Origin of the sequence: Roseobacter fucihabitans, assembly GCF_014337925.2 — a bacterium.
GTDB classification, from domain to species: Bacteria; Pseudomonadota; Alphaproteobacteria; order Rhodobacterales; family Rhodobacteraceae; genus Roseobacter; species Roseobacter fucihabitans.
Map to the genome: position 1 here is coordinate 1555473 of NZ_CP143423.1, position 21132 is coordinate 1576604.

Here is a 21132-nt window from a genome sequence, read left to right on the forward strand (position 1 = left end):
CGTGATCCAAACCGGATGCTGCCTTCGCGCGTCCCCGACGACATGAGCTGTGCGAAACGCTGCACCTGCGCTCTATATTTGGGAGAGACCGTTATGGTGCGCCGACCCACATCACGACGCGGGCTTGATCTTGGCTCTGTTTTATCCGGCACGCGCCTGCGCGATTTGGGCGGCCTGTCGGGAGTGTCCGCGCGCGACCGTGAGCGGCTTGAACGGATCATCAAAGACGCTGGCGATTTGAGCGGCATCCGCGCCGAAGACCTTGTGATCAGCCGGGACAAACCACCAGTCTTTGACGATTTGGGCGATTTCATCGGCAATATCGTCAAACCCAGAGAGGTGACTGACCTGCTGGAGGAGGTGGTGCGCCAACCGGTTCTGTCGGGAAAAGACCCGCTGCACGGTGTGACCACATCGCTGATGGCGAGGCTACGCAAGAAACGGCCCGAAGCCTTGCCGCAGGTGCCTGTCGCGACCGGCAAAAAGGGCGCGGAAGTACCGGTGAGCACAAAGGGTCTGACGCAATTGCTGCGACTGGCCGCCGTGCGGATCTGCGCGGGTGAGCCAAGCGTGATCTGGGATGACGGCATCAACCAATTGATCGTGCATGGCTCAAAGATCAGCGCAACAGTCACGGATGGCATGGTGCGCATTGACATCAAGGTCGAAGCCGATGGCCTGTCCACCACAATGCAAATCCCCTTCGCGCTTGGCAGCGAAGAGCGCCTTTCGGGGCTTGTGATGGCGACGACTGACCGACCGGCGGGCAATGCGCTGGTGGCGCAGGTCTGGGGGGATGCGTTGATCGCGCTGGCGCATGGCGCACTTGTGGCGGTGAGCGAGAGCCTTGCTGGGGCCTCCGGGCGGGATGTGATCAACAAGCGTCTGGTGCCGCGTGCTTTGCGCGCCAAACGCGGTAGCCTCGTGGTGGAAAGCCAGGCGCGGTTCCTCTTCAAGGAGGACGGGCGATGAATGCTTTTTCAGCAGATGAGTTCGGCGATACGGCGGATCTTTTGCGCGCGCTTGGGCTGGTCGATGCGGCCGGGGAATTCAACAGCGATTGGCTGGGCAATCCCGAAGCCTATCTGAAAACCATGCTGGCCGATGATGCGCAGCGTCAGGCGCTGTTTGATTTCGTGGCCACGCTGCGCGGGGGAGACACCGAACGCGATCCCGAGGGGCGTTTGTGGATCGAGCTTTTTGCTGAAGATCTGGGCGGTGGGTCGCGTATCAGCTTCTTTGTCATCGCCGATGATACGCCCGCCAGCGAAGTGCATTTGTTTCTGGGTGTGCGCTTTGGGACCGGCGCGCCCCTGGTCGAAAGCCAATCCTCGCTGATGTTTCCGCTGTTTCGGGCGGGCAAGACCGGGCCTGCGCCGGACACGCCCGAACTGATCGGCAACAGGGGCGGCGTGATCGCCCTGACCAGCGATGTGACTGTTTCGGACACACCCGCCCCCCCCGGTGAGGCCGGGTTGCAGGGCGTCGGGTTGCGGTTGCTGATCCCGACACTGGCCACGGATGGAGCTCCTCAAATCGGTCTGACCCTGCGCGGGATGCAATTGCCCGGTCAATCCAGCGGACGCGATGTGATCCTGTCGCTGAGCGATCCTGACAGCCTGCGCGAGTCCGGGCTCGAATTGATTATCGCGCTGTTGCAGGCGCGGGTCGGGACTGCGGCGGGCGCGCAGATCGCGGGTTTTGCCAAGCTGATCGGTCTGGGGGATGATCCTGCGATCCCGCCGCTGCCGGTAGCGGAATTTTTCGAGCGCGGTGTGGAGGCGCTTGGCGACTGGCTGGCGCAGGTGCTGGGCGATGCGCCGCGCCGCTCCGCTTGGTTGCAGGCGCTGGCGGATGTCTTTGGCGGTGCCGCTTTGGTGCAGGGCGATGAGGTTCTCATCACCCTTGGCGCGAGCGTTCTGCGCCTTGGCCTGCGCGCCGAAGCCGGGGCCTCGGGCAAGCCGGTGCTGACAGTCTCCTGCGCCTTCGGGCTGCGGGATGGACCAGCGGAGGTCGCCTTGCGCGCCGATCTGGTGCGCCTTGATCTCGGGCTTGGCACGGCGCTGGCCGTTCCGATGCTGCGCGGGGAAGCGCGGTTTGATCTGTCGGGCGTGGTGATGCCGGATGTCTCTGTCGAGACGCTGGTGATCGGGTTCGGCCTGAATGCGGACCGCCGACCCATTCTGGTTGTGGAACTGCTCAACGCGGTTCTGTTCAACACCGCCCATCCGCGTCTTGATCTGACCAATCCCGATGCGCTGGCCGCGACGGCCTCGGCCGCAATCACGGACGCGCTGGCCGAAGTGCTGGGCAACCTCGGACCGGGTGGGGATTTGATCGCGACCGTTCTGGGCTGGCAGGCCCCGCCCGGCGCAACGCCCACTTATCCGCGTATCGATCTGCTGGCGTTCCTGGGCGATCCTCTGGGCCGTTTGCGTACCCATTGGGAGGCGGTTCTGAACGGTCCGGCGGCGGATGTCACCGCAGGCCTTGCCGCTCTGCGCCATTTGCTGACGGGGGATGGCAGCCCCACTGCGATCACCGGGACGGGCACGGCGGGCGAGCCATGGGTGCTGCCGCTTGTGGCGGGGCTGCATGTGGCGCTGTGGCGTGACGCGCGCGCGCGGCTCGTCATCGGGCTTGCGTTCCTGCGACAGGTCGATTCACTGGGTCAGCGTTGCACCGTTCTGGAAACACGGCTGCGCGTCGGCATCGTCGCGCTCGATTTGCAAAGCGGGGCTGCCGGTTTCCTGCCCGAAATTACCCTGCGGGGCTTGGGGCGCGCGCGCGGTGGAGGGCGGTTGCGCACCGATCAGGGGGATTTTCGCCTGGAGGTGGATCACCTTGGCCTGCGCGCGCTCTGGACCCCGGAGGATGGGCTCGGGGTTACGATCGAGGCTCCAAAACCAACGGTCTATATCAATGGGGTGCCGGTGCCGCTGGACATACCGGATTTTTCCGGCGGTCTGGCGCAGAGCATCGCCTCCTTTACCAATGAGCAATGGGACGCGATTGAGCGCCTTGTGTCGCTGTTGGTCCACAAGATCGGGCAGGATTGGCTGAACGATCTGATCGAGGCAGTAGGATGGCGGCGCAAGACCCCGATCCTGGGCGCGCCGCAGCGTCACCGATTGCGACTGGCCGATCTGATCGCCGATCCCGCCGAGGCCCTGCGCGGCTGGCTGGCGCGTATTCTGGCGGATGCGGACGCGCGGATCGAACAGCAAATCCAACCTCTGGCGCGATTCCTGTCGGGCCGCCCGGCCGCACGGATCAGCGTGACAGGTCGCGGTACGCTGCGCGACCCCTGGCGTATTGCGCTTTCGGATGCGCCACAGATGCCCGCCATCGCCGTCTGGCGTCAGCCCGACGCGCCGCTGCCTGTGCCAAATGCCTTTGCGTCCCTGCCGCTGCGCCGCTGGCGACCGGGTCGGGCGGGCTTGCCACCGGGCAAGCTGGCCCGCGCGATCCTGACCGAATTCCCGGACATAACCGGGCCTTTTGGCGCAGGTCTGGCACAGGAGGCGGTGAGCACCGGGCTCGCGGGGCTTGCGCGGCTCTGGCAGGGCAGCGATGGGCGTCTGCGTCCTCCGGCGGTTCCGATACCGGGCGCGACGGTGCATCTGATCCAGAACCAGACCGCCCGCGCCATTTTTACAAACCTTGACCCTGCGCAGATCCTCGGGGTGCAGGTCGCGACCCGGATCACCGTTCGCGTGCAGCGCGCGAGCGCCGCAGTGGATGCCACCCTTAATCCCGCGCGGGTGTTGGATTTGCGCGAGGCAGGGCGCGATCCGCTGGCCTTCACGCCCTTGCCTGCGCAAAGCGGGGAATGGCATGTGTTGCTGGCCCCGCGCGATGCGGCCCGCTTGCCGAGCGGGGATGCCGATGGTGTTGCCGGACAGATCGCGCGGCTGCGCCATGCCCTGTCGCTGATTGCGGCGCAGCCGGATGTCTGCGTGATTGCGGATGCCGCCGCGTCGCATGCCTGCTGGCTGACACTTGATGCGATGGGCAGTGGTATTGACCGGTTGATCACCGTCGGGATGCCGGTTGTCGCGCAACAGGTGCCCGTGACGCTCCCTGCAGTGCAGGGAGAGATGCTGCGCCGACTTGCCGAGTTTTTGCCCGATCTGGACCCTGCGGTACCGGATGACGATGATCTGGCGCGGGCGCGCGATCTTATCGGGACCTATCTGTCCGTGGATGCCACGTTGCTGGAGGATCTCGCTCTGCCGTTTGGTTGGTCGATGGAGACCCGCGCCGATTTGTCCCGGCATCTGGTCCATGGTGCCTTTGACACGGACGCAATCGCGCGTGCGATGAGTGCTGCGGTGGCCGCAGGGCTCAGCCTGAACGCGCAAACCCGCAACGCGCAACGTAAATTGCAGGACATGACTTCTGCGTCGCTGGGTGTCTGGCTGCCGCTGGCCAGTGCGCCGGGTACTACGGGGATACGTCTGCGCGGACATGGCCTGGCTGAAATCATCGGTATTGATCTGGAGCCTTCCGCCGCCCTCCCAGAAACCAAGCCGCGCCCTGCGCGGGTGATTTCCGCGGCATTGGAGATTGCTCATTCGGGCGGCTGGTTGATTGGTGGGCCGGAGCGCGCCCCAAGGCCGCTTGATCTGGAATTGCGCTCGCTTGAGATCGAACTGAGCCTGACGCTCGGGACTGCGGGTGCGCCAAAACTCAACCGCGCGCGCCTCGTGATGCACGGTGTACGCATCCGCGGGCGCAGTTTTCCGCGTCTGGTCCTGTCGCCTGATCTCGCAGTGGCGGATCTTGGCATAGACGGGCAGGCCGCGCCCAGCATGCCCGAAATACAGGATATGTTGGGCCAGGTCTTTGCGCAAATGAGCGCGGCGGCGGACCCGAGCCTTGCCAAACTCGCCGATGCTGTGCGGGCCGCGGGCATCCTTGGCGCGGGCGATGCGCTGGATCCGCTTTCGCTGTCGAACTGGCTGGATGATCCGGCCGCGCGTCTGCGCGATGTGCTGGACAATCCGGACCTGCGCAACCGACTGTTGGACTGGGTGGCACAGGTCACAGGTGATGTGACGGGCCTCAGCTTTGATCCGGTGCGCCAGCAGGTCACGGTCGCGCTGTCGGGGGACACGGGCATGCCTGTCTTCACCGAATGGGCCGTGTCGAGCGTTATTGGTCCCGCAGGAGTGAGCAGTGCAGCGCTGCGGCTGGGGGCGCAGAGCGACACGCATCTGGCCGTGCCCTTGATGCCTTTTGCGGCCTCACTGACCCTTGGGAGGTCCCATGCCGACGCCCTTGGCGGCTTGCCGGCCGTTGTGCCGCTCTGGCCCGCGCCTGACGTGACGCGCCTGCTGGCAACCTCCGCACCGGCGCTGGCAAGCCACGCGATGGCCCGCCTGCTTGAAGGGTTGCGCGCCTCTGATCCCGGTGTGCGCCCCGTCGTTGATGCGGCCCTGAACGCGTTGGGGATGCTGGATAGCGCATCCGGCACGCCGCGCGTGGCGATCCCGCCCTTGATGTTCATCAACCCCGGTGCCTGGCTGCGTCTGGGGACGGTTCTGGGTACGCTGGACGGCGCGACCATCCGCCCGGAACGTGCCATTGCGCTGATGGAGGCGCTTAAGCCGCTGGTGGGTCTCTCGGGCGCGCCGGGCGTGTGGGACATTGCGCCGGGGCTGTCGCTGCGCGCGCGCAGTGCGGCTGGGCTCATCGTGGAATTCACGCTGGATCCGGCGCTGTTCATGCCGGGGGCGGATGTTGATTTCGGCGGCGCAATCGGGCTGCACATCGGGTCAGATGGGCGGGTTCTGCCTGCGCTTGCAGTATTTGTCGGGCTTAGCGGCGGCGTAGCAGGCCAGCGTGCCGTACATCTCGCCGTGGCCGGTGGGAGCACACGTCTCTTCCTGCGCAACGGCGCGGGCAGTGATCTGGAAATCTATCCCAACCCGGCGGGGCTTGGCCAATTGGCCACGCAGGGCGTGACGGCGGCACTTCCTGCGGCTTTGGACGCAATTGTTGATACCAATTCACCTGCGGGCGATGTGCTGGGCGATATCGGGGATGCCTTACTGCTGCGCGTGGGCGGGAATTTCGATGGTGCCGCGATGATCTCCTGGGTCACGGATCCTGCGGGCACGCTTGAGGCCAGATGGATAGCGCTTTTGACGTCCGGGCTTGTCCGGCTTGGGGCGGCCTTGCCGAGCGATATCACTCTGACGGTCACCGCCGCCGGGGTGCGGCTTGAAATACCCGACGCTGGAACATCCGGTTCCACGGTGCATGTTGCGCTGAATGCCAGCCCGGTATCGCTCGAAGTCGGCGCGAACATCACAACAATTCCCTTTGTGCGCACTGTCTCAACCACGCTCAAGTTTGACGCCTCGGGCCTCGCGCTTTCGCAAGCCGGTGTGGGCCCCGCAGATATCCCGCTCAGCGATGGTATCAGCCTGCGCCCGATTTTTGCGCTTGATGTCGGCAGTGAGGCCATGGACCCCTTCGTGTCCATCGGGCTGGCGGTGGCGGCCGACAACGCACAGGCGCTTGCATTGCGCTATGCGTTCAACAGCGAGAGCTTCGATCTGGGCTTTGGCAGCAATTCGCCCGAAGACATCGCCAGCGGGATCATGCATTTCGCCATTGATCTGATCGGCTCATTCCTGCTGGAGCTTGAGGCCATCAACGACGTGCTGGATGAAACCATCGGTCCGGCAAATAGCACAAGCATCCGCGATCTGCTGACCGGGGTGCTGCTCAAACCGGGCGGTGGGCTTGATCCCGATCTGTTCCGTGTGATCATGAAACCGGGTGAAAGCCTTGAGGATCTGCTGGAGGATAAGCTTGCGCGGGTCATCACGCTGATCGCCAATGTGGCGGATGCCAACCCGACAGTGCGAGTGGGCGGCGAACTTGACATTGGCATCGCGCGTACCGGCGAAGTGATTGGCTTCTCGCTGGGGTTGGCGGGCCGCTTGCCGCTGGTGGAGGGCGATATCGCGCTCTGGCTGGAAAACGATAGCCGCTGGATCATCGGCGGGCCAACGGCGGGGCTGAAAATCGGGCTGCTGCGCGAGAGCAGTGGCGCTTTGGCTTTTGAGCCGACCTTGTCCGTAGATGGTGTGGGCCTGCGCATCGGGCGTTCAAACGGGCCACTCCTGGAAAGCCCGATTGCCATCGGGTCTATCGCGCTGCATGGGTTTGCGCGCTTGGGGGACGGCCAAAAACTGGGCGGTGCGCAGGTGCAGCTCTCTGAAATCGCCGTCGCCGTGGGCAGCGCTTCGGGCGACGAGGAGGGCGGTAACGCGGTCGCACAAGGCATGCTGGCGGAAACCAATGACGGGGACGCGGCCCTCGCGCCCGCCTTCAGCCCCGCGCTGTCGGTGCAGACCCGCCCGAGTGCCGATGGCGGCGGCGTCGCGTTCCGCTTTGTCGCGGGCGAGGGGGAGGGGCCCTGGTGGCTGCCGATCCGCAGCCAGTTTGGCCCGATCTATATCGACCAGATCGGCCTTGGCACTCAGATGTCGGAGGATACGCTGCAAGCGATTTCGCTGCTCTTTGATGGTAATGTCTCCATCGCCGGGTTGCAGGCGGCGGTGGATGATCTGGAACTGCGCTACCGGTTGGACGCGGGTGGCATCTTTGATCCGGCCTCCTGGTCGGTCGATCTGGCCGGGTTGGCGGTTTCGGCGGATATGTCCGGTGTCGTGCTGGCGGGGGGCTTGCGTAAATTCGAGATCGAAGGCACCGACAGCATTGATTATATCGGCATGCTGGCCGCGCGCTTTGGCACCTATGGGTTGTCGCTTTACGGCGGCTATTCCGCGATCAAGGGCGATGATCCCTATTCAGCGTTCTTTGTCTATGGCGCGGTGCTGGGGCCTTTTGGCGGGGTGCCTGCGTTTTTCCTCACCGGCATCGGGGGCGGCTTTGGCATCAACCGCGATCTGATCCCCCCGACCAGCCCCGGTGATTTTGACGATTTCATCATGATCGCGGCCCTTGATCCGGCCTTCAGCCCGGATGGCGACCTCAACGCAGACCTCGCCGTGATCCGTGGCAATTTCCCCGAAAAGAAAGGCAAGTTCTGGTTCGCCGCTGGCATCAGCTTCACCTCCTTCGCGCTGGTGGATGGGATCGCCGTGGTGGCCGTGGAATTCGGGCAGGGCTTTGAGCTGTCGATCTTCGGACTCGCGCGCATGGCCCTGCCGCGCCCGCAAGTGGCGCTTGTTTCCATCGAACTCGGCCTCATCGCGCGGTTTTCGACCGAGGAAGGCGTGATCTGGATACAGGCGCAATTGACTGATAACTCGTGGCTTTTGCACACAAGCGCGCGGCTGACGGGCGGGTTTGCCTATGTCAGCTGGTTCAAGGGCGACAAGGCGGGTCAATTTGTCATCACGCTGGGCGGGTATCACCCCAATTTCCACCGCGACGGATACCCCGTGGTGCCCCGGCTTGGGTTTAACTGGTCCGTTTCCAGCAATATCGTCATCAAGGCGGAGGTGTATTTCGCCCTGACGTCCGAGGCGATCATGGCGGGCGGGCTGTTTGAGGCCAGCGCCAAATTCGGCCCTGCCTTTGCGCATCTCAGCTTTGGCGGCAATGCCATCGTCTATTTCGACCCGTTCAATTATGAGGCGGATGCCCATGCGCGCATTTCGGCGGGCATCCGGATTTCGACGTGGTTCGGGACCATCCGGCTTTCGTTCAGCCTTGGGGCCTATATCGAAGTGCGCGGCCCCGAATTTCACGGCACGGCGCGCATTGAGATCGGACCCATCGACATCCATGTGCGGTTTGGGGATAGCTCGAAACCCCGTGGGGCGTTGGTGTCCTGGAGCGCGTTCTGCGAGAAATATCTGGAACTGGCCACCAATGACAGCGCGCGCGCCATCAGCGCAATCGCCGGTCGCGGTGCTTTGCCCCCGGCGTCAAGCGACGGCGAGGAGGCGGGCAGTGCCGATGGCAGTGCTGCGCATCCCTATGATGTCACAAGCGAATTTGAGCTGTCCTTTACCTCTACGATCCCGCTGACGGCGATCCTGTGTGACGGGCGTGTCGTGGCCACGGGGGCCAAGCCAAATCTGGGCGTGACGCCTTCGGGCAAGGCGGTCAAGGTCAGCCGGCTGATCCTGAGCCTGAGGCGCACGGATGGAGGGGCTGCAAGCCTGAACCTGCCTGACAGGATCTTCCTGAGCGCGCGCAGGACCGGCAAATTCCCCATCGGGGTCTGGGGTCCGCCGCAGGATGATGACACGCGCAAAATGCCCAAAGGTGATGTGATCACCGCGACCGAGGGGCTGGATCTCCAGTTCAAATCCGTGCGCTCCAGACGCATCCCGAATGATGCATCCGGCGGTGTGGGCTTTGATCAGGTCGAGCCCGGACAGCGCAAACCCTTGCCGTTGCGCGCGGCGGGTGCTTTGCGCGCCAGCCTCCTGCGGGTCGCAAAAGAACAGCGCGCCCTGCTCAGTGCCATGAACCCGGATAAAATGCCGCAATTTGCCTCCGACTGGCACGGTGCGGCGCGCCAGGCGACGGCGCAACGCTCTTTCGCGCGCGCCCGCGCCGTTCCCATGCGGATCGGGCTCCTGTCTGAACGCATTATCGGGACGGCGGCGGCGGGTAAAAAACGCGTGAAACTGGCCCCCGGACAATCCACCAAGACCGTAACATTTGGCAAGGCGCGGTTGCGCGGGCTGATGGTGCAGCCGGTCCGCATGGCGCGCAAGACGGCCGTGGATGCGGTCACAAGCGTGACGATGACCGCATCGATTGCCAAGAACCTGAAGCGCATGTCGCCCCCCGCGTTGGTGCTTAATCCACAAATCGCCGGGATCACGCCGGTCCTGTTACGCGCCCAGATCGGTGCGCCCAAATCCGCCAAAACGCTGGTGGCCGCCACTGTTGTGCCCGAGACAGTTTCAGCTCTTTCGTCTTTCTCCTCAGGGCGCAGGGGGGCCGGTTCCGCAGACCGCAAAACCTTGGCCGGTATCGAAAACATGGTGCAACCCCGCTCGGCCAACCGGGGCGAGACCCGCGCGCTGATGCCCGGTGAAATTGCCGTTTTCGACCTGCCGGGTGCGGGCGGCACCTTGCGGTTTGAAAGCGCTGGCGCGGTTGCTCTCAAAGGGGTAGCGCGGCTCATCGCGATTGGCGGTGGCGGGCATGTCATCGTGAACAACGCCGATGCCGGGCGTGCCGTCCTGCCTGCCGAAACGCGCGCCTTTGCGGTCATCGCCGGAGAAGAGCCCGCGCCGGGTGATCTTGCCGGATGGCTTGAAACCACGCAAATCGCCTATCTGGGCTATGGCACCGCGCGCTGTCCGGGCGGGTTCGTGCGCGCCGAGGGCGCAAGCCGTGCGCGGGCGGGTAAAAAGGCAGGGTGTGGTTGGATGCAGGCGCGCGATCTGACGGATCAATCGGCGCTGGTTGAGACCCAGTTTGATCGCGGTGCGCGGAGTGTTGCGCTGATGATAGACGGTGCCTTGCAGAAAGAGGACCTTGAAACGCTGGCGCTGCATTTTGACGGGTTGGACATGGAGGAGGGCGCGCCGCAACTGGTGCCTTTCGATGGCAAGACGCTGATCGTCTATTCCTCCGAAAAACCCGCCAGCGTCAAGCCGTTCTCGCTGAGCATCGGCGGGCGTACCGACGATCGCCTTGACGGTGTGATCGCCGCACAGATCAGCGCGGATCGCCTGATTGCGCGCCTGCTTAACGCCGCCCTGCGCCTCGATCTTGAAACCGGAAGCGGGCAGAGCAGCAAAACAACAAGCATCACGTGGAAAGCGCCCGCCAATTTGCGCGTGACGCAGCCGGAATAGGACAGGGATATGGTCGCCAGAGGCAAATTCTTTTTATACGACTACATCGTGCCGCCTTTGCCAGCGGGCCGTTACAAATTGAATGCCACGCTTGATCTGAGCGTTACCGATGGTACCGATACGGCGGTAGCACCGCATGATTTGCATTTCAACGTCACCGCCCCGCGCCTGAAATTGCCACCCGATCAGGCGCTGATGACCTTTCCCCCGGCGCATTCTGAAGGGGCCTATGAGGCCCGCTTGCCGCAGATCGTCTTGAAAAAACGCACGCTGCCATGGGATCGCCAAGCGGCCCCCGTGGGCAGCGTGTTTCATGAGCAAAGGGTGGAGGAGAGTACGCCCTGGATGGCGCTGGTGGTGATCGCCGAAGGGGAGGGCGAGATCCAGCACGACCAACCCGCCGCCGATTGCATCACCGCGCCCAGGACCTTGCCCGGCAATTTCGACACCCCGCGTGCGAGTTGTCTGTCGGTGCCGCAATCCACTGTGGATAAGGTGTTTCCGACGGTTCAGGACCTGTCGCTGCTCAGCCATGTGCGCGAAGTCAATGTGGATGATACCGAAAACGCCATGGGCGATGATGACGGGTTTCTGGCCGTGGTCATTGCCAACCGGATGCCGCAATATGATCACGACACCTGCAAGCCCAAGGCCTATACCGCCTGTCTGATCAACCTTGAAGGCCAATTGGATGTCTTGCCGCCGCCTGCACCCCCGCGGAGCTTCTACGAGTTGTCGGACCTGTTCCTGAGCGCTGAAATCGCGCGGTTCGCGACATCTGTGGGGTCCGGCACGGCGGTGCCGCAAACCCTCACCATGGAGCCGCGCCTGCTCGATCTGGGCGATGCCGGTGCCATGGTGGATGCCGTTCGGCGCGGCGAGGTGGTGTTTCATGACGGCACGGTCGTGGATAGGGCTGGCGGCACAGCGGAGGGGCTGAACGTACTGGGGCGTATGGATTCGGCCGCCTTCCTGGAGGGCGATTTCGCATCGCTTTCCGGCGTGAGCGAGGATGTTGGCGCGATGGCCGTGCGCCGCGTCGAGGGGACGTTTTCGGGGTTCAACTTCCCGCTGGAACGGCTTGTCACGGAAAAGATTTACCGCTTTCCGGTCCTGACATCCTGGCGTTTCACCTGTTCAGGCGCGGGCAGCTTTCAGCAATTGATGAGTTCGCTTGATGTTGGCCTGTTGGGGACCGTGACGCCGGGGGGCTACAAGCGCGCCTTGCCCGATTGTGTGACAAAGGTGAAGGGCAGCGACCCCGGCGCGCCCCCCGTGACAAAATTGCCGCTGGAAATGGCGGAGACCGGTCACGTCGGCCTGCCGCATCTGACGCGTACCGGGGAAAACGCCAATGCATGGTATCGCGGGGCTTTGTCGCCACATCAATTGCTGCGCAACCCGCTGGCGCAGGAAGCGCAGTTCCCGGTGCTGGCCCATATCAGCGATCATTTGCGGATGATGACGCCGGATGGGCGCGAGGATGTGTCGCTCGCGGTGGCCTTTGAAACCGGGCGTCTTCTGGCGATGTCCCAACCCTCCTTCGTGGCCGCGCTGCAACGCTGGCGTGCCGATAAGTTCGGAGCGCGTCGTCGGCAGTTCGCACAGGAGGCCGCGTTTCGCGACGGCCCTGATCTGCTCGATACGTTGATCAGCGATTTCGATAATGACGCCATTCTTGAGGCGATCAAGGCCGGGCTGATCCCGCAACTCATTGAGGGCGGGCTGATGCGTGCGCTGGACCTGCGCCGTGAACGCACGATTTCCACACCTGTCGAATTGGTTAACCCCGGCGTTGAAGCGCAGGGGCTGGTGGGCGATTTTAATGCCTTCCTGGCAGATGGGCTTGGCATGGACCGCGCCATGGTGGATCAGATCGCGGCCCAGCCGGAAAACATGGATGCCTTCGCGCGCCTGCAGGCCGCAGAACCCGGTGGGATCAGCACCCGCGAGATTAACCTGAACGGGGACATAGACGCCCAGCTTGGCGATGTTCTGGACAGTGGCATCGCGGATCTGGCCAGCGCCACGATCGGCACGCGCGACATCCGCGAAGATACCATCAAGGACCTGAATGAATTCTCCTCCTTTGACCTCTTTGTCAAAGACCGGTTTGAGAGGAACTGATATGGCGCTCGCCCAATACATGACCCTGCAACTGCTGGCCAATGCGGTGGTGGATACTGTCGCAACAGATGGCGGACGGATCACACCGCCCGAAATCCTGACATTTCTGGGCAAACTGCGGATGCTGGAAGGGGTGCCGTTCAACAATCTGGTGCCGGATGAAGAGCTGTTGCCCAATGAATCGATCCGGTTCTTTCATCTGGATCGGGCCTGGAGCGATGCTTTGGTTCAGGGCGCCTTGAGTGTGGCAACGACCAATTCTGTTGAACGCGCGCAGCTCGAGCAGCTCTATCCGACCATCGAGAGCGAAGTGGATGAGGTGGAACGCGAATACCGCGCGCCGGGGGGCGAGCCGGTGTTGCGCGGGCCTGCGGGTCCGGTCTCGGGGTTTTTGTTGCGCTCGGCCGCCGTGGCGGGATGGCCGGGTCTGCATGTGCGCGCCTATAAGAACGAGCCCGAGGCGGGGGATACGGAGATTGCGGATGAGGGCGACCCATCCCGCATCAAGCTGTTGCGTCTGGAACGTTTGTCGCCTGCGGTTCTGTTGGCACTGTTTGATGGCATTCCCAAGGTGCTGCACATTGAGGAGCCGCGTCAGGGTATCCAGTTTGGCGTAAACCTTGAGACCAACGCGCGCACCAAGCGTACCAGCGCTACGGTGCCCGCGCGCAATGTGGAGACCGGCAATTACGTCAATGGCGCAGGGGTCGAGCAGGAATTACCCACGCGGGCCGCGCAAATCCCGGTGCGGTTTCGTCGCGGTGCGGCGGGTGTGCTGGACCTGTCCAACACCGCGCGGGGTTTTGCGGATGCGAGCGCCACGGGGATGAGCACGGCGCCCGGTGATCCGGTGAACGGTGCGGAGTTTGCCATGCAGATGATCCGTTTCCCCTACCGGCAGATTTTTGCACAGGACGTGGCCACGACCGCCACGCAGAATGACGCCTTCAAGCCGACGCTCGCCAGTGTTTCTGCGCGCTATACATCTGTTCTGAAAAAGAAAATACGGGAGGATTGAGCATGGCAGACCGGATCAAACCAGGCCTGATGAAATCCATCCTCTCCAGTGGAAACTGGGCGTTGGCCAGCGGCGTTCAGGAACAGGTGCTGGATGCGCAACAACTGTTTGCGAAACCCACACCAAAACCGGATCCCGCCTTGTTGGTGCCTGTCGATGTGCAGGCGCTTTACGTGCCGACATCGCATAGCGAACGCTATGTGCGCCTGCCTTTGGAGCTGGGCGAAGGGGCGAAAAAAGGGGAACACATCGCGCCGTTTTCGATCCCGCGCGCGCGTTCAAAGGGGGTGCATCTGCACTGGGCCTTGCCGGATGGGTTGTTGCGCGGCGAGATGGTGGAGGATGCCGACACACCCGTAAAAATGCGCGCCCTGCCCAACAGGTGGCTTGTGGTGCGCATGAGCGGGCGGCAGGGGCGCAGCAAGCTTGATCTGCGCACGTGGCTGATCGAATCCGATAAAGGCCGCGTGTTCGATCTGCCCAAATACCCCGCGGATGCCGCGTCGATCTCGCCCCATGCGCTCGATCCTGAGCAATTGACCGGGATTATGGGCGGCTCGCCCAACTGGACGGCCTCCTATGACGCCAGCCTTAACCGTTTTGCCTTCCATGATCCGCTGGATGATATCGACGCCGGGCAAGTGATGACAAAACAGGCCAGCTATGTCGTGATTGGATGGTGGTCCGAGCGCAACCTCGATCCGCTGGCCGGGCTGACCTTGCCCTACGGCGTGCCGCGCCGGATCGCGGGGTTCAACTGGACCGCTTCCACGGCCCCCTTTATCACCGCGTGGCAATCGCCCAAAGCCGTATTGGCCTCGACGCAAACCGAGGCGGTGGATATTGAGCGCGTCGATATGCGCAGCGCCTTGAAGCTGAGCACCTCGCAGATTGGCCTCGCGGCAGGTTTCCGCGAATATGAATTGGACGAGGTCGTGTTGCAGCGTATCCGTGCGCGCTACCAGACCGTGCTGCACGGCGCGGTCTACGGTGTGCCGATCATGGGCGGTGTGGGCAAGGACGCAGCACCACGTGCGCGCGACATCAACCTGTCCATGGCACCGACATTGGAGCGGTTGATTGCCGCACAGGCCGCCAGCGGTATGGGGATAAGATCGGCCGCGAAAAAGGAGTATTTCGAGGCACTGATCACGGCGGTGGCCAATACATCGTTGATGAACGTCGCCACCAGTGACGGTGTGGTGGCCTTGGATGAGGCCGAACACGGCGATGGGTTTGAGGCGTTTCAGGGTCCCGAAACCTATGAGGATGTCATCATCACACGCCAGCAATCCGCCCTGAAGGCGGGCAGGCCGCTGCGCACGAAAGAGGCCAAGGCGACAACCCCTGAGGCGCTGCGCGCGCAGGTGATCTGGAACGGTCGGGTGCGCGGCAAGACCATGTCCACGCGCGACGCGCTGCGCCGCAAGAGCGAAGACATCAAATACCGGATCAAACCCGGCGAGGTTGTGGAGGACGGACCCGAAACGCGCAAGGTGCGCCGCCCCGGTCCGCGCTATCATCGTCCCACTTCGCCGGTCATCGGTTTGCGCAACTATGGGCGCGCACAACGGTTTCTGGGGGATGGCCGGTTTAACGATGAGAACAAGCTGGTCTGTCGCTGGTCCGATGAAATGACCGTGCAATATGGCGAGGGCTATGAGGCCAAAACCTATGTGCCGCCGCTGGTGAACAGCGCCGTTCCGGCAATTGCCAACCGCATCATCCAGAACAGTTTCATGGGCGATCTCTATATGATGCCGTGGATTTTCGATGCGATCAAAGCGGTGGTGCGCGGCGACGCGGTAGGGCAGACGCAGAACCGGTTGCGTGGGGAAATGGCGCTGCGTTATTCGCCGGATGGGGTCTATGATGGCATTGTTCCTCTGGCGCGCAAGAACCCCGAAACACCCCGTTCCGCGCAGATCGCGGTGAGCGATGCGATGCGCCGGTTTTCGCTGGCCGAGGGGCGCGAGCCGAGCCCGGTGGCCGTGACCAGCTGGGTGCAACCCTGGTCGCCGGTCTGGCTGGAATGGGAGGTCGAACTAGCACCGGGGCGCGGGTTTGAGGGCTGGTCGCTGGGGCGTATCGAATTTGACGGCGCGCCGGTGCCGCAGGGCGAAACGCTGACCCTGCTCGGGCGTTCGGCCATCACCTCAGGCGTGGCGCGGACCTACCAGGCAGTGATCGACACCTATCTGATCGCCGAAAACCAACGCGATGCGGCGGATGCGGGGGAGATTGGAGAGCTTCACGAGGGGACGCTGTCCCGGCTCGCGGCATATCTGAAAAATGCCGATCTGGGCTCGGTGACGCTGGACCGGATTAACGATCTGTGGCTCGCCATCGAGACCGGTCCGGATGGCCAGGTGATGCCTGCGCCCGCCGCCGTGTCCGATGCGCTGCGCGCGGCGGGTTTGCCCAACCTGATCGCGGACGGCACCCTGCGCCTGACGCGCGCCCGCATCGTGGATAGTTTCGGGCGGTTTCGTGATGTGAATACCTCAGGGATCACACTGCCCACCGCGCTGGCCACCAAAACGGAAGGTGGCGATACCGCATTGGCGATGCCGCCGCGGCTCTCCTTGCCCGCGCGGCTGATGTGGCGATTTGTGGATCCCGGTGATACCTCTGCGCGGCCCGCTGAGGGGCGGCTGGATCAAGCCACGCCCGCCAATATGGTGAACCCGATCTCGGGGTATGTGCTGCCCGATTTCATTGATGAATCGCTGGAGTTCTTCGACCAGACCGGCCAGCCGCTGGGTGAGGTTTTGCATGATCCGATCACCGGCGGGTTGATCTGGGAGGGCGGTGTGGGGCGTGAGGGGCCTGCTTCCGGCTCGCCGCGCGCGGATTTGCCCAAATCGGCGCGGCTGTGCGGTGAAATCGCTCAAGGCATGATCGAAGCGGATGTGTTTCAGCGCAACACCCCAGAGCATCGCGACAAGGAAAGCCCGCTGAGTGCGTTTTTGCGCGCGGTGGATACCACCAGCTGGAGCGTGGACAGCAGCCTGATGTCGGCGGGCGCGACCATTGCCGGTCTGGTCGGGCGGCCCGTGGCGGTGGTGATGACGCAGCTTTGGCTCGATATCCCCGAGGACCTTGCCAAAACCGGTGCTTTTGGGGACAGCGGGGATGATATCCGTGACCATCTGGTGCGCGAGGCGGTGTTTGACGCGGTCAAATCGCGGGCCTTCAAGGTGCGTCTGGGCGAAATCGCCAAGGGGCATGACGGGCTTTACGGATTCTTCATCGGGGAGGATTACGCGCATTTCCACCTGATCGAAAAGGAAGTGGCACAGGCCGCTCTGATCAGTCGCAGCGGTTCCGGTTTCCGCGCGCTTCTGGGCGGGGTGGGCGATCAGATGGGGTCCAATGCGCTGCCAGCGCCCAGCCCGCTGGACACACCCTATATCGGTGCAGGCGAGCCGCTGAGCGTGCATGTCGGGCAGAAACTGCGCCTGACGTTGCTGATGCATCCCACGGCGCGGGTGCATGCCACCACGGGCTTTTTGCCGCGCAAGTCACTGGAATTACTGAATGACTGGGTGTCGCCGGGGCTGGGGCGTGTGGCACCTTCGGTACGTATCGGGCCGGTGATCATTGATCCTGACCGGGTGCGTTTGCCCAAAATCGCCGCTTTTGGCGCGGATCAAACCTGGACGCGGCGCAATACGCCGATCACCTGGCGCGACGATCCCATTCTGGCCGCGACCCAGGCCGCGCTGCTGCCAGGCGGGCGCGCGAGCGTGCAGGAGGGCTACATCCGCATCACGCCGGAGGGCGGTGCCAAGATCGGGGAGGAGTCCTGATGACCCGCTATAACTGGCCCCGCGAATTCAGGAAATCGCCCGATAGGCTGGCGCGTCGCCAGGAACATGCGCTGCGCGATACGGGCATCCCTTTGCCGGAGGGGGCCTTGGGCGATCTTGACCTGCTTGATGAGGTGATCGCGGCCAATTTCGACGCGGCGCGCAGCTGGATACCGATTGGCCCCTCGATCATGACCAATGGTCAGGCGACCGGTGATCCCATTGTCGCGGGGCGGGTGCGCGCCATCAATGTCAGCCCCGACGGGGAGCGCATCTATGTCGGCAGCGCCAATGGTGGCGTGTGGTATTCGCGGGATGCGGGGGTCTCCTGGGATCCGTTGGGGGCGGGGGGTCTGGCGACGGGTGCGAACCGCTCGGATCTATCCCTGACCACGGGCGCGCTTTGGGTGGAATTCGGCGCAACCGGGGGCGTGGATGAACCCGCCAAGGATGTGGTTTATGTCGCCACGGGCGAGGGCATACCGCAATTTGGCGAAATTCCGGGCAGAAAAATGGGCGGCATCGGCGTGTTGCGGCTGGACGTGCCCTTACCCGAGGCGCTGGCAAACCCGCTGCAAAACCCCTGGAAACGCGAAGCGCGCAACCTCGCAGGGCAGGGCATTTTCCGTCTGGCGCGCGACCCCGGCGTGACACCGACGCTGGGCGGGGATGCAACGCTTGTGGCGGCGACATCGACCGGGCTTTGGTCGCGCAGCGGTGGTTTCATTGAGGACGCTGATTGGCAACGGGTTGAATTGACGCCCACGCCTTTTGCGGATTTGTCTGAGTGGTCCTATTGCTCGGATGTGATCTGGAATGACAAGGGGCTTTGGGTCACGCTGGTGGACAGCGCGGCGCAGGACGGGCTTTACCATGCGCCCAACGGCCGGGCCGGGCCGTTCCGCCGGATCGCGCTGCCGGGCCTCGAGACCGGTACACGTCTCAGCATCGCGGCGGCACCGGACACGGACCGGCTCTATGTGCTGGGTAAGGTTCCGTGCCCCTTTGTCCCCGGCACCAACCCCGGATACGCAGCCCTGTGGCGCGTCGATCTGACCAATAGCACCACACAGGCGCGATTGGTGCGCAACATGCCCATCGGGCTTTTTGTACCAGGGGTCACGCCGGATAACGCGGGCAATCGGATCAATGATGGCGGAGATCAAAGCGCGCATGATCAGGCGATCTCGGTTCGCCAGGTCGGGGCGAATGATGTGGTCACGGTGGGCGGCTCGATGGAGGATAACGGAGCATTTGATGCTGCGCTCTTTGATCTGACCATTACCGGGCCCGCCACAAATCCGACCACTGATTTTCTTGACACCAACCAAACCACGCCAGCGGCTGATCCGACCTTCATCGGGGAGGGGATTCACCCGGATGTGCATGCGGTGACACAGGCAGGCACGACGCTTTGGGTGGGTTGCGATGGCGGCGTTTTTCGCCGCAACGGCGGGGTGAACCAAGCAATGAATGCAGGTCTGGCGCTGGCTGAACCGGGTTACATTGCTTCCCACCCCGGCCTTGACGGCCCCGTGATGGCAGGCACACAGGATAACGGCACGATCCAGCGGATTGGCGATACGGTCTGGAGCCTGGTCGTCAAGGCGGATGGCGGCGGGTGCCTTTTTCATCCTACAAAGCCGCATATGCGCGTGATGCAATACGTCCATGCCACATGGAGTTTTGAGCCGGATCAAATGGTGCCCCTTGGCCCGGTGATCCGCACGGAACCGGCCACCGATGATGAAAACAGTGAGGATGCGCGGTCGTCGTTTTATTCGCAATGTGCTGTTGCGCGCGCGACGCTTGATGAGGATGCGCGGCTTTTCATCGGCACGGACCGGATCTGGTATTCGCAGCGCTGGAACGACCGGACCATCGATATGGGGTGGGTGACGATCCCCACCTTAACCGATGGGGCTCCCACGGCCCTTCTGACCCAGGATCAGCTGACGCAGGGGGGCAACCCGGATTTTGTTCTGGCGATCGATATCCTGCAGGAGGGAGATCGGGCGGATGCCTATGAGGGGACGGCGTTGCTCGTGCTTTGCGCGCGTAGTATCAGGATTTTCCGTTCTGCGCGCACCACGCCCTCGGGGCCGCAGGTCTGGACCGTCCCGAACGCTTCCATCATCAGCAACCCCTCGAGTGCCGAGCGTCCCAAGAGCAAATATCTTGACGACGACGAACCCAACCCGTTTCTTAACTACCTGCCGGACCCGCATATGAGCGCCTGGACCGATATCGCCGTGCATGACACGTCGGTTGCGGGACAGGAAACATTCTATGTCTCTACCACGGGGCAGCGCTCGGAGGATGCCAGCGGTGCCCTGCTCAGCGATCCCTTATATGACACGCTGTGGTGGTTTGACGGGCAGGGGCGTTGGTATCCGACGGGCCTGCGCAACGCGCCGCTGGATGCGGGTGCCGGGACGGGCGGCTCGCCCACGGCGGCGCATTGCGTGATCGTGAACCCCGAAGCGCCCGACAACGTCTATGTGGGCAATCGCATTGGCGTGTGGCAGGGCGTGATTGATCAAAGCGGGGAGCATCCCACATGGACCTGGCGTCCGGCGATGGAAGGTTTGCCGCAGACGCAGGTGCAGGATCTGAACATTTCCGCAACAGAGGCGGGGACATTCCTGCGCGCAGCCCTTGTGTCGCGCGGGGTGTGGGAGCGTGATATTTCCCTTCTGCCGGCCTCCGTGGGGCGCAGCTATATCCGGACCGTGCCGCATGACACCGGGCGCGTGATCCTGCCCAATGAGGTCAAGAACCCGCTGGATGATACGGTCCTGACTTTCCACCAAAGCCCCGACCTGATCCTGTTGCCCAGCGGCGCGCATCGCTGGGATCCGGGTTTTCCCAATGAGGCGGATATGCTGGGCGCGCCGTCACCTGCGCGCTATGACAGGGTGATGCACGATGTCTTTGTGATGATCCATCACCGTCACACGACTGCCCTTGCCGCGGGGGATGCCAATATCGACGTTTTCCTGCAAAAGGACGCGCCCGCCGGGCCGCTGAGCGACTTTGCCATGACGCCCCCCTGGCGCAGTTTCATTGAACAGACCGTACTTGGCAACGCCCCTGCACCCGTGGCGGGGTTGACGCATTTGGGGCGGCGTAATCCGAGCCTGCCGGTGGATGCGCGCACGCCGCGCGCGGTGAAACTCTCGCTTGATCTGGGCTATGCAGGGGGCGGGCGGCACGGGATGCTGATTGCGGTGGTGACCTCGCCGGGCAACCTGCTGGCCAGCGCCGATCTGGCACCGGCGAACCTCAAGGTGGTGGTGCGCAGATCGGCACAAATTGCCGTCCGCAGGTTTCTCCGCCGTTAAAACACGTCTTGAATTGCCCG

General features: G+C 63.4%; 6 protein-coding genes. All 6 read left to right on the forward strand.

Annotated elements, in window-relative coordinates; genetic code table 11:
- Positions 1-93: 93 nt before the first annotated feature.
- From ROLI_RS07735 to ROLI_RS07760, 6 genes are read left to right on the forward strand one after another with little or no spacing between them, the layout of a single operon-like run.
- The gene (locus tag ROLI_RS07735) at positions 94-972 is read left to right on the forward strand and encodes a hypothetical protein (RefSeq protein ID WP_187429776.1); all 879 of its coding nucleotides are present in this window, start codon (positions 94-96) and stop codon (positions 970-972) included.
- On the forward strand, positions 969-10811 hold the full coding sequence (locus tag ROLI_RS07740; RefSeq protein ID WP_187429775.1) for a DUF6603 domain-containing protein: 9843 nt from the start codon (positions 969-971) through the stop codon (positions 10809-10811). Before ROLI_RS07735 ends, ROLI_RS07740 begins: the two co-directional genes overlap by 4 nt.
- Before the next feature lie 9 nt (positions 10812-10820).
- Positions 10821-12938 (forward strand): hypothetical protein, encoded by a 2118-nt coding sequence (locus ROLI_RS07745; RefSeq protein WP_187429774.1) that lies wholly within the window; start codon positions 10821-10823, stop codon positions 12936-12938.
- 1 nt (position 12939) lies between these two features.
- A complete protein-coding gene (locus tag ROLI_RS07750; RefSeq protein WP_187429773.1) occupies positions 12940-13956 on the forward strand; it encodes a hypothetical protein in 1017 nt (338 codons plus the stop codon).
- A gap of 2 nt (positions 13957-13958) precedes the next feature.
- Positions 13959-17768, forward strand: a complete 3810-nt coding sequence (locus ROLI_RS07755; protein ID WP_187429772.1) for a hypothetical protein — start codon at positions 13959-13961, stop codon at positions 17766-17768.
- Entirely contained in the window at positions 17768-21112 is a 3345-nt protein-coding gene (locus tag ROLI_RS07760; RefSeq protein ID WP_187429771.1) for a hypothetical protein, read from the forward strand. Before ROLI_RS07755 ends, ROLI_RS07760 begins: the two co-directional genes overlap by 1 nt.
- Positions 21113-21132: the final 20 nt, after the last annotated feature.

What these genes read in the sequence shown, in the direction of transcription:
- ROLI_RS07745 (WP_187429774.1), top strand. Translation starts at nt 10,821, where the DNA reads ATGGTCGCCAGAGGCAAATTCTTTTTATACGACTACATCGTGCCGCCT.
- ROLI_RS07755 (WP_187429772.1), top strand. Translation starts at nt 13,959, where the DNA reads ATGGCAGACCGGATCAAACCAGGCCTGATGAAATCCATCCTCTCCAGT.
- ROLI_RS07750 (WP_187429773.1), top strand. Translation starts at nt 12,940, where the DNA reads ATGGCGCTCGCCCAATACATGACCCTGCAACTGCTGGCCAATGCGGTG.
- ROLI_RS07735 (WP_187429776.1), top strand. Translation starts at nt 94, where the DNA reads ATGGTGCGCCGACCCACATCACGACGCGGGCTTGATCTTGGCTCTGTT.
- ROLI_RS07740 (WP_187429775.1), top strand. Translation starts at nt 969, where the DNA reads ATGAATGCTTTTTCAGCAGATGAGTTCGGCGATACGGCGGATCTTTTG.
- ROLI_RS07760 (WP_187429771.1), top strand. Translation starts at nt 17,768, where the DNA reads ATGACCCGCTATAACTGGCCCCGCGAATTCAGGAAATCGCCCGATAGG.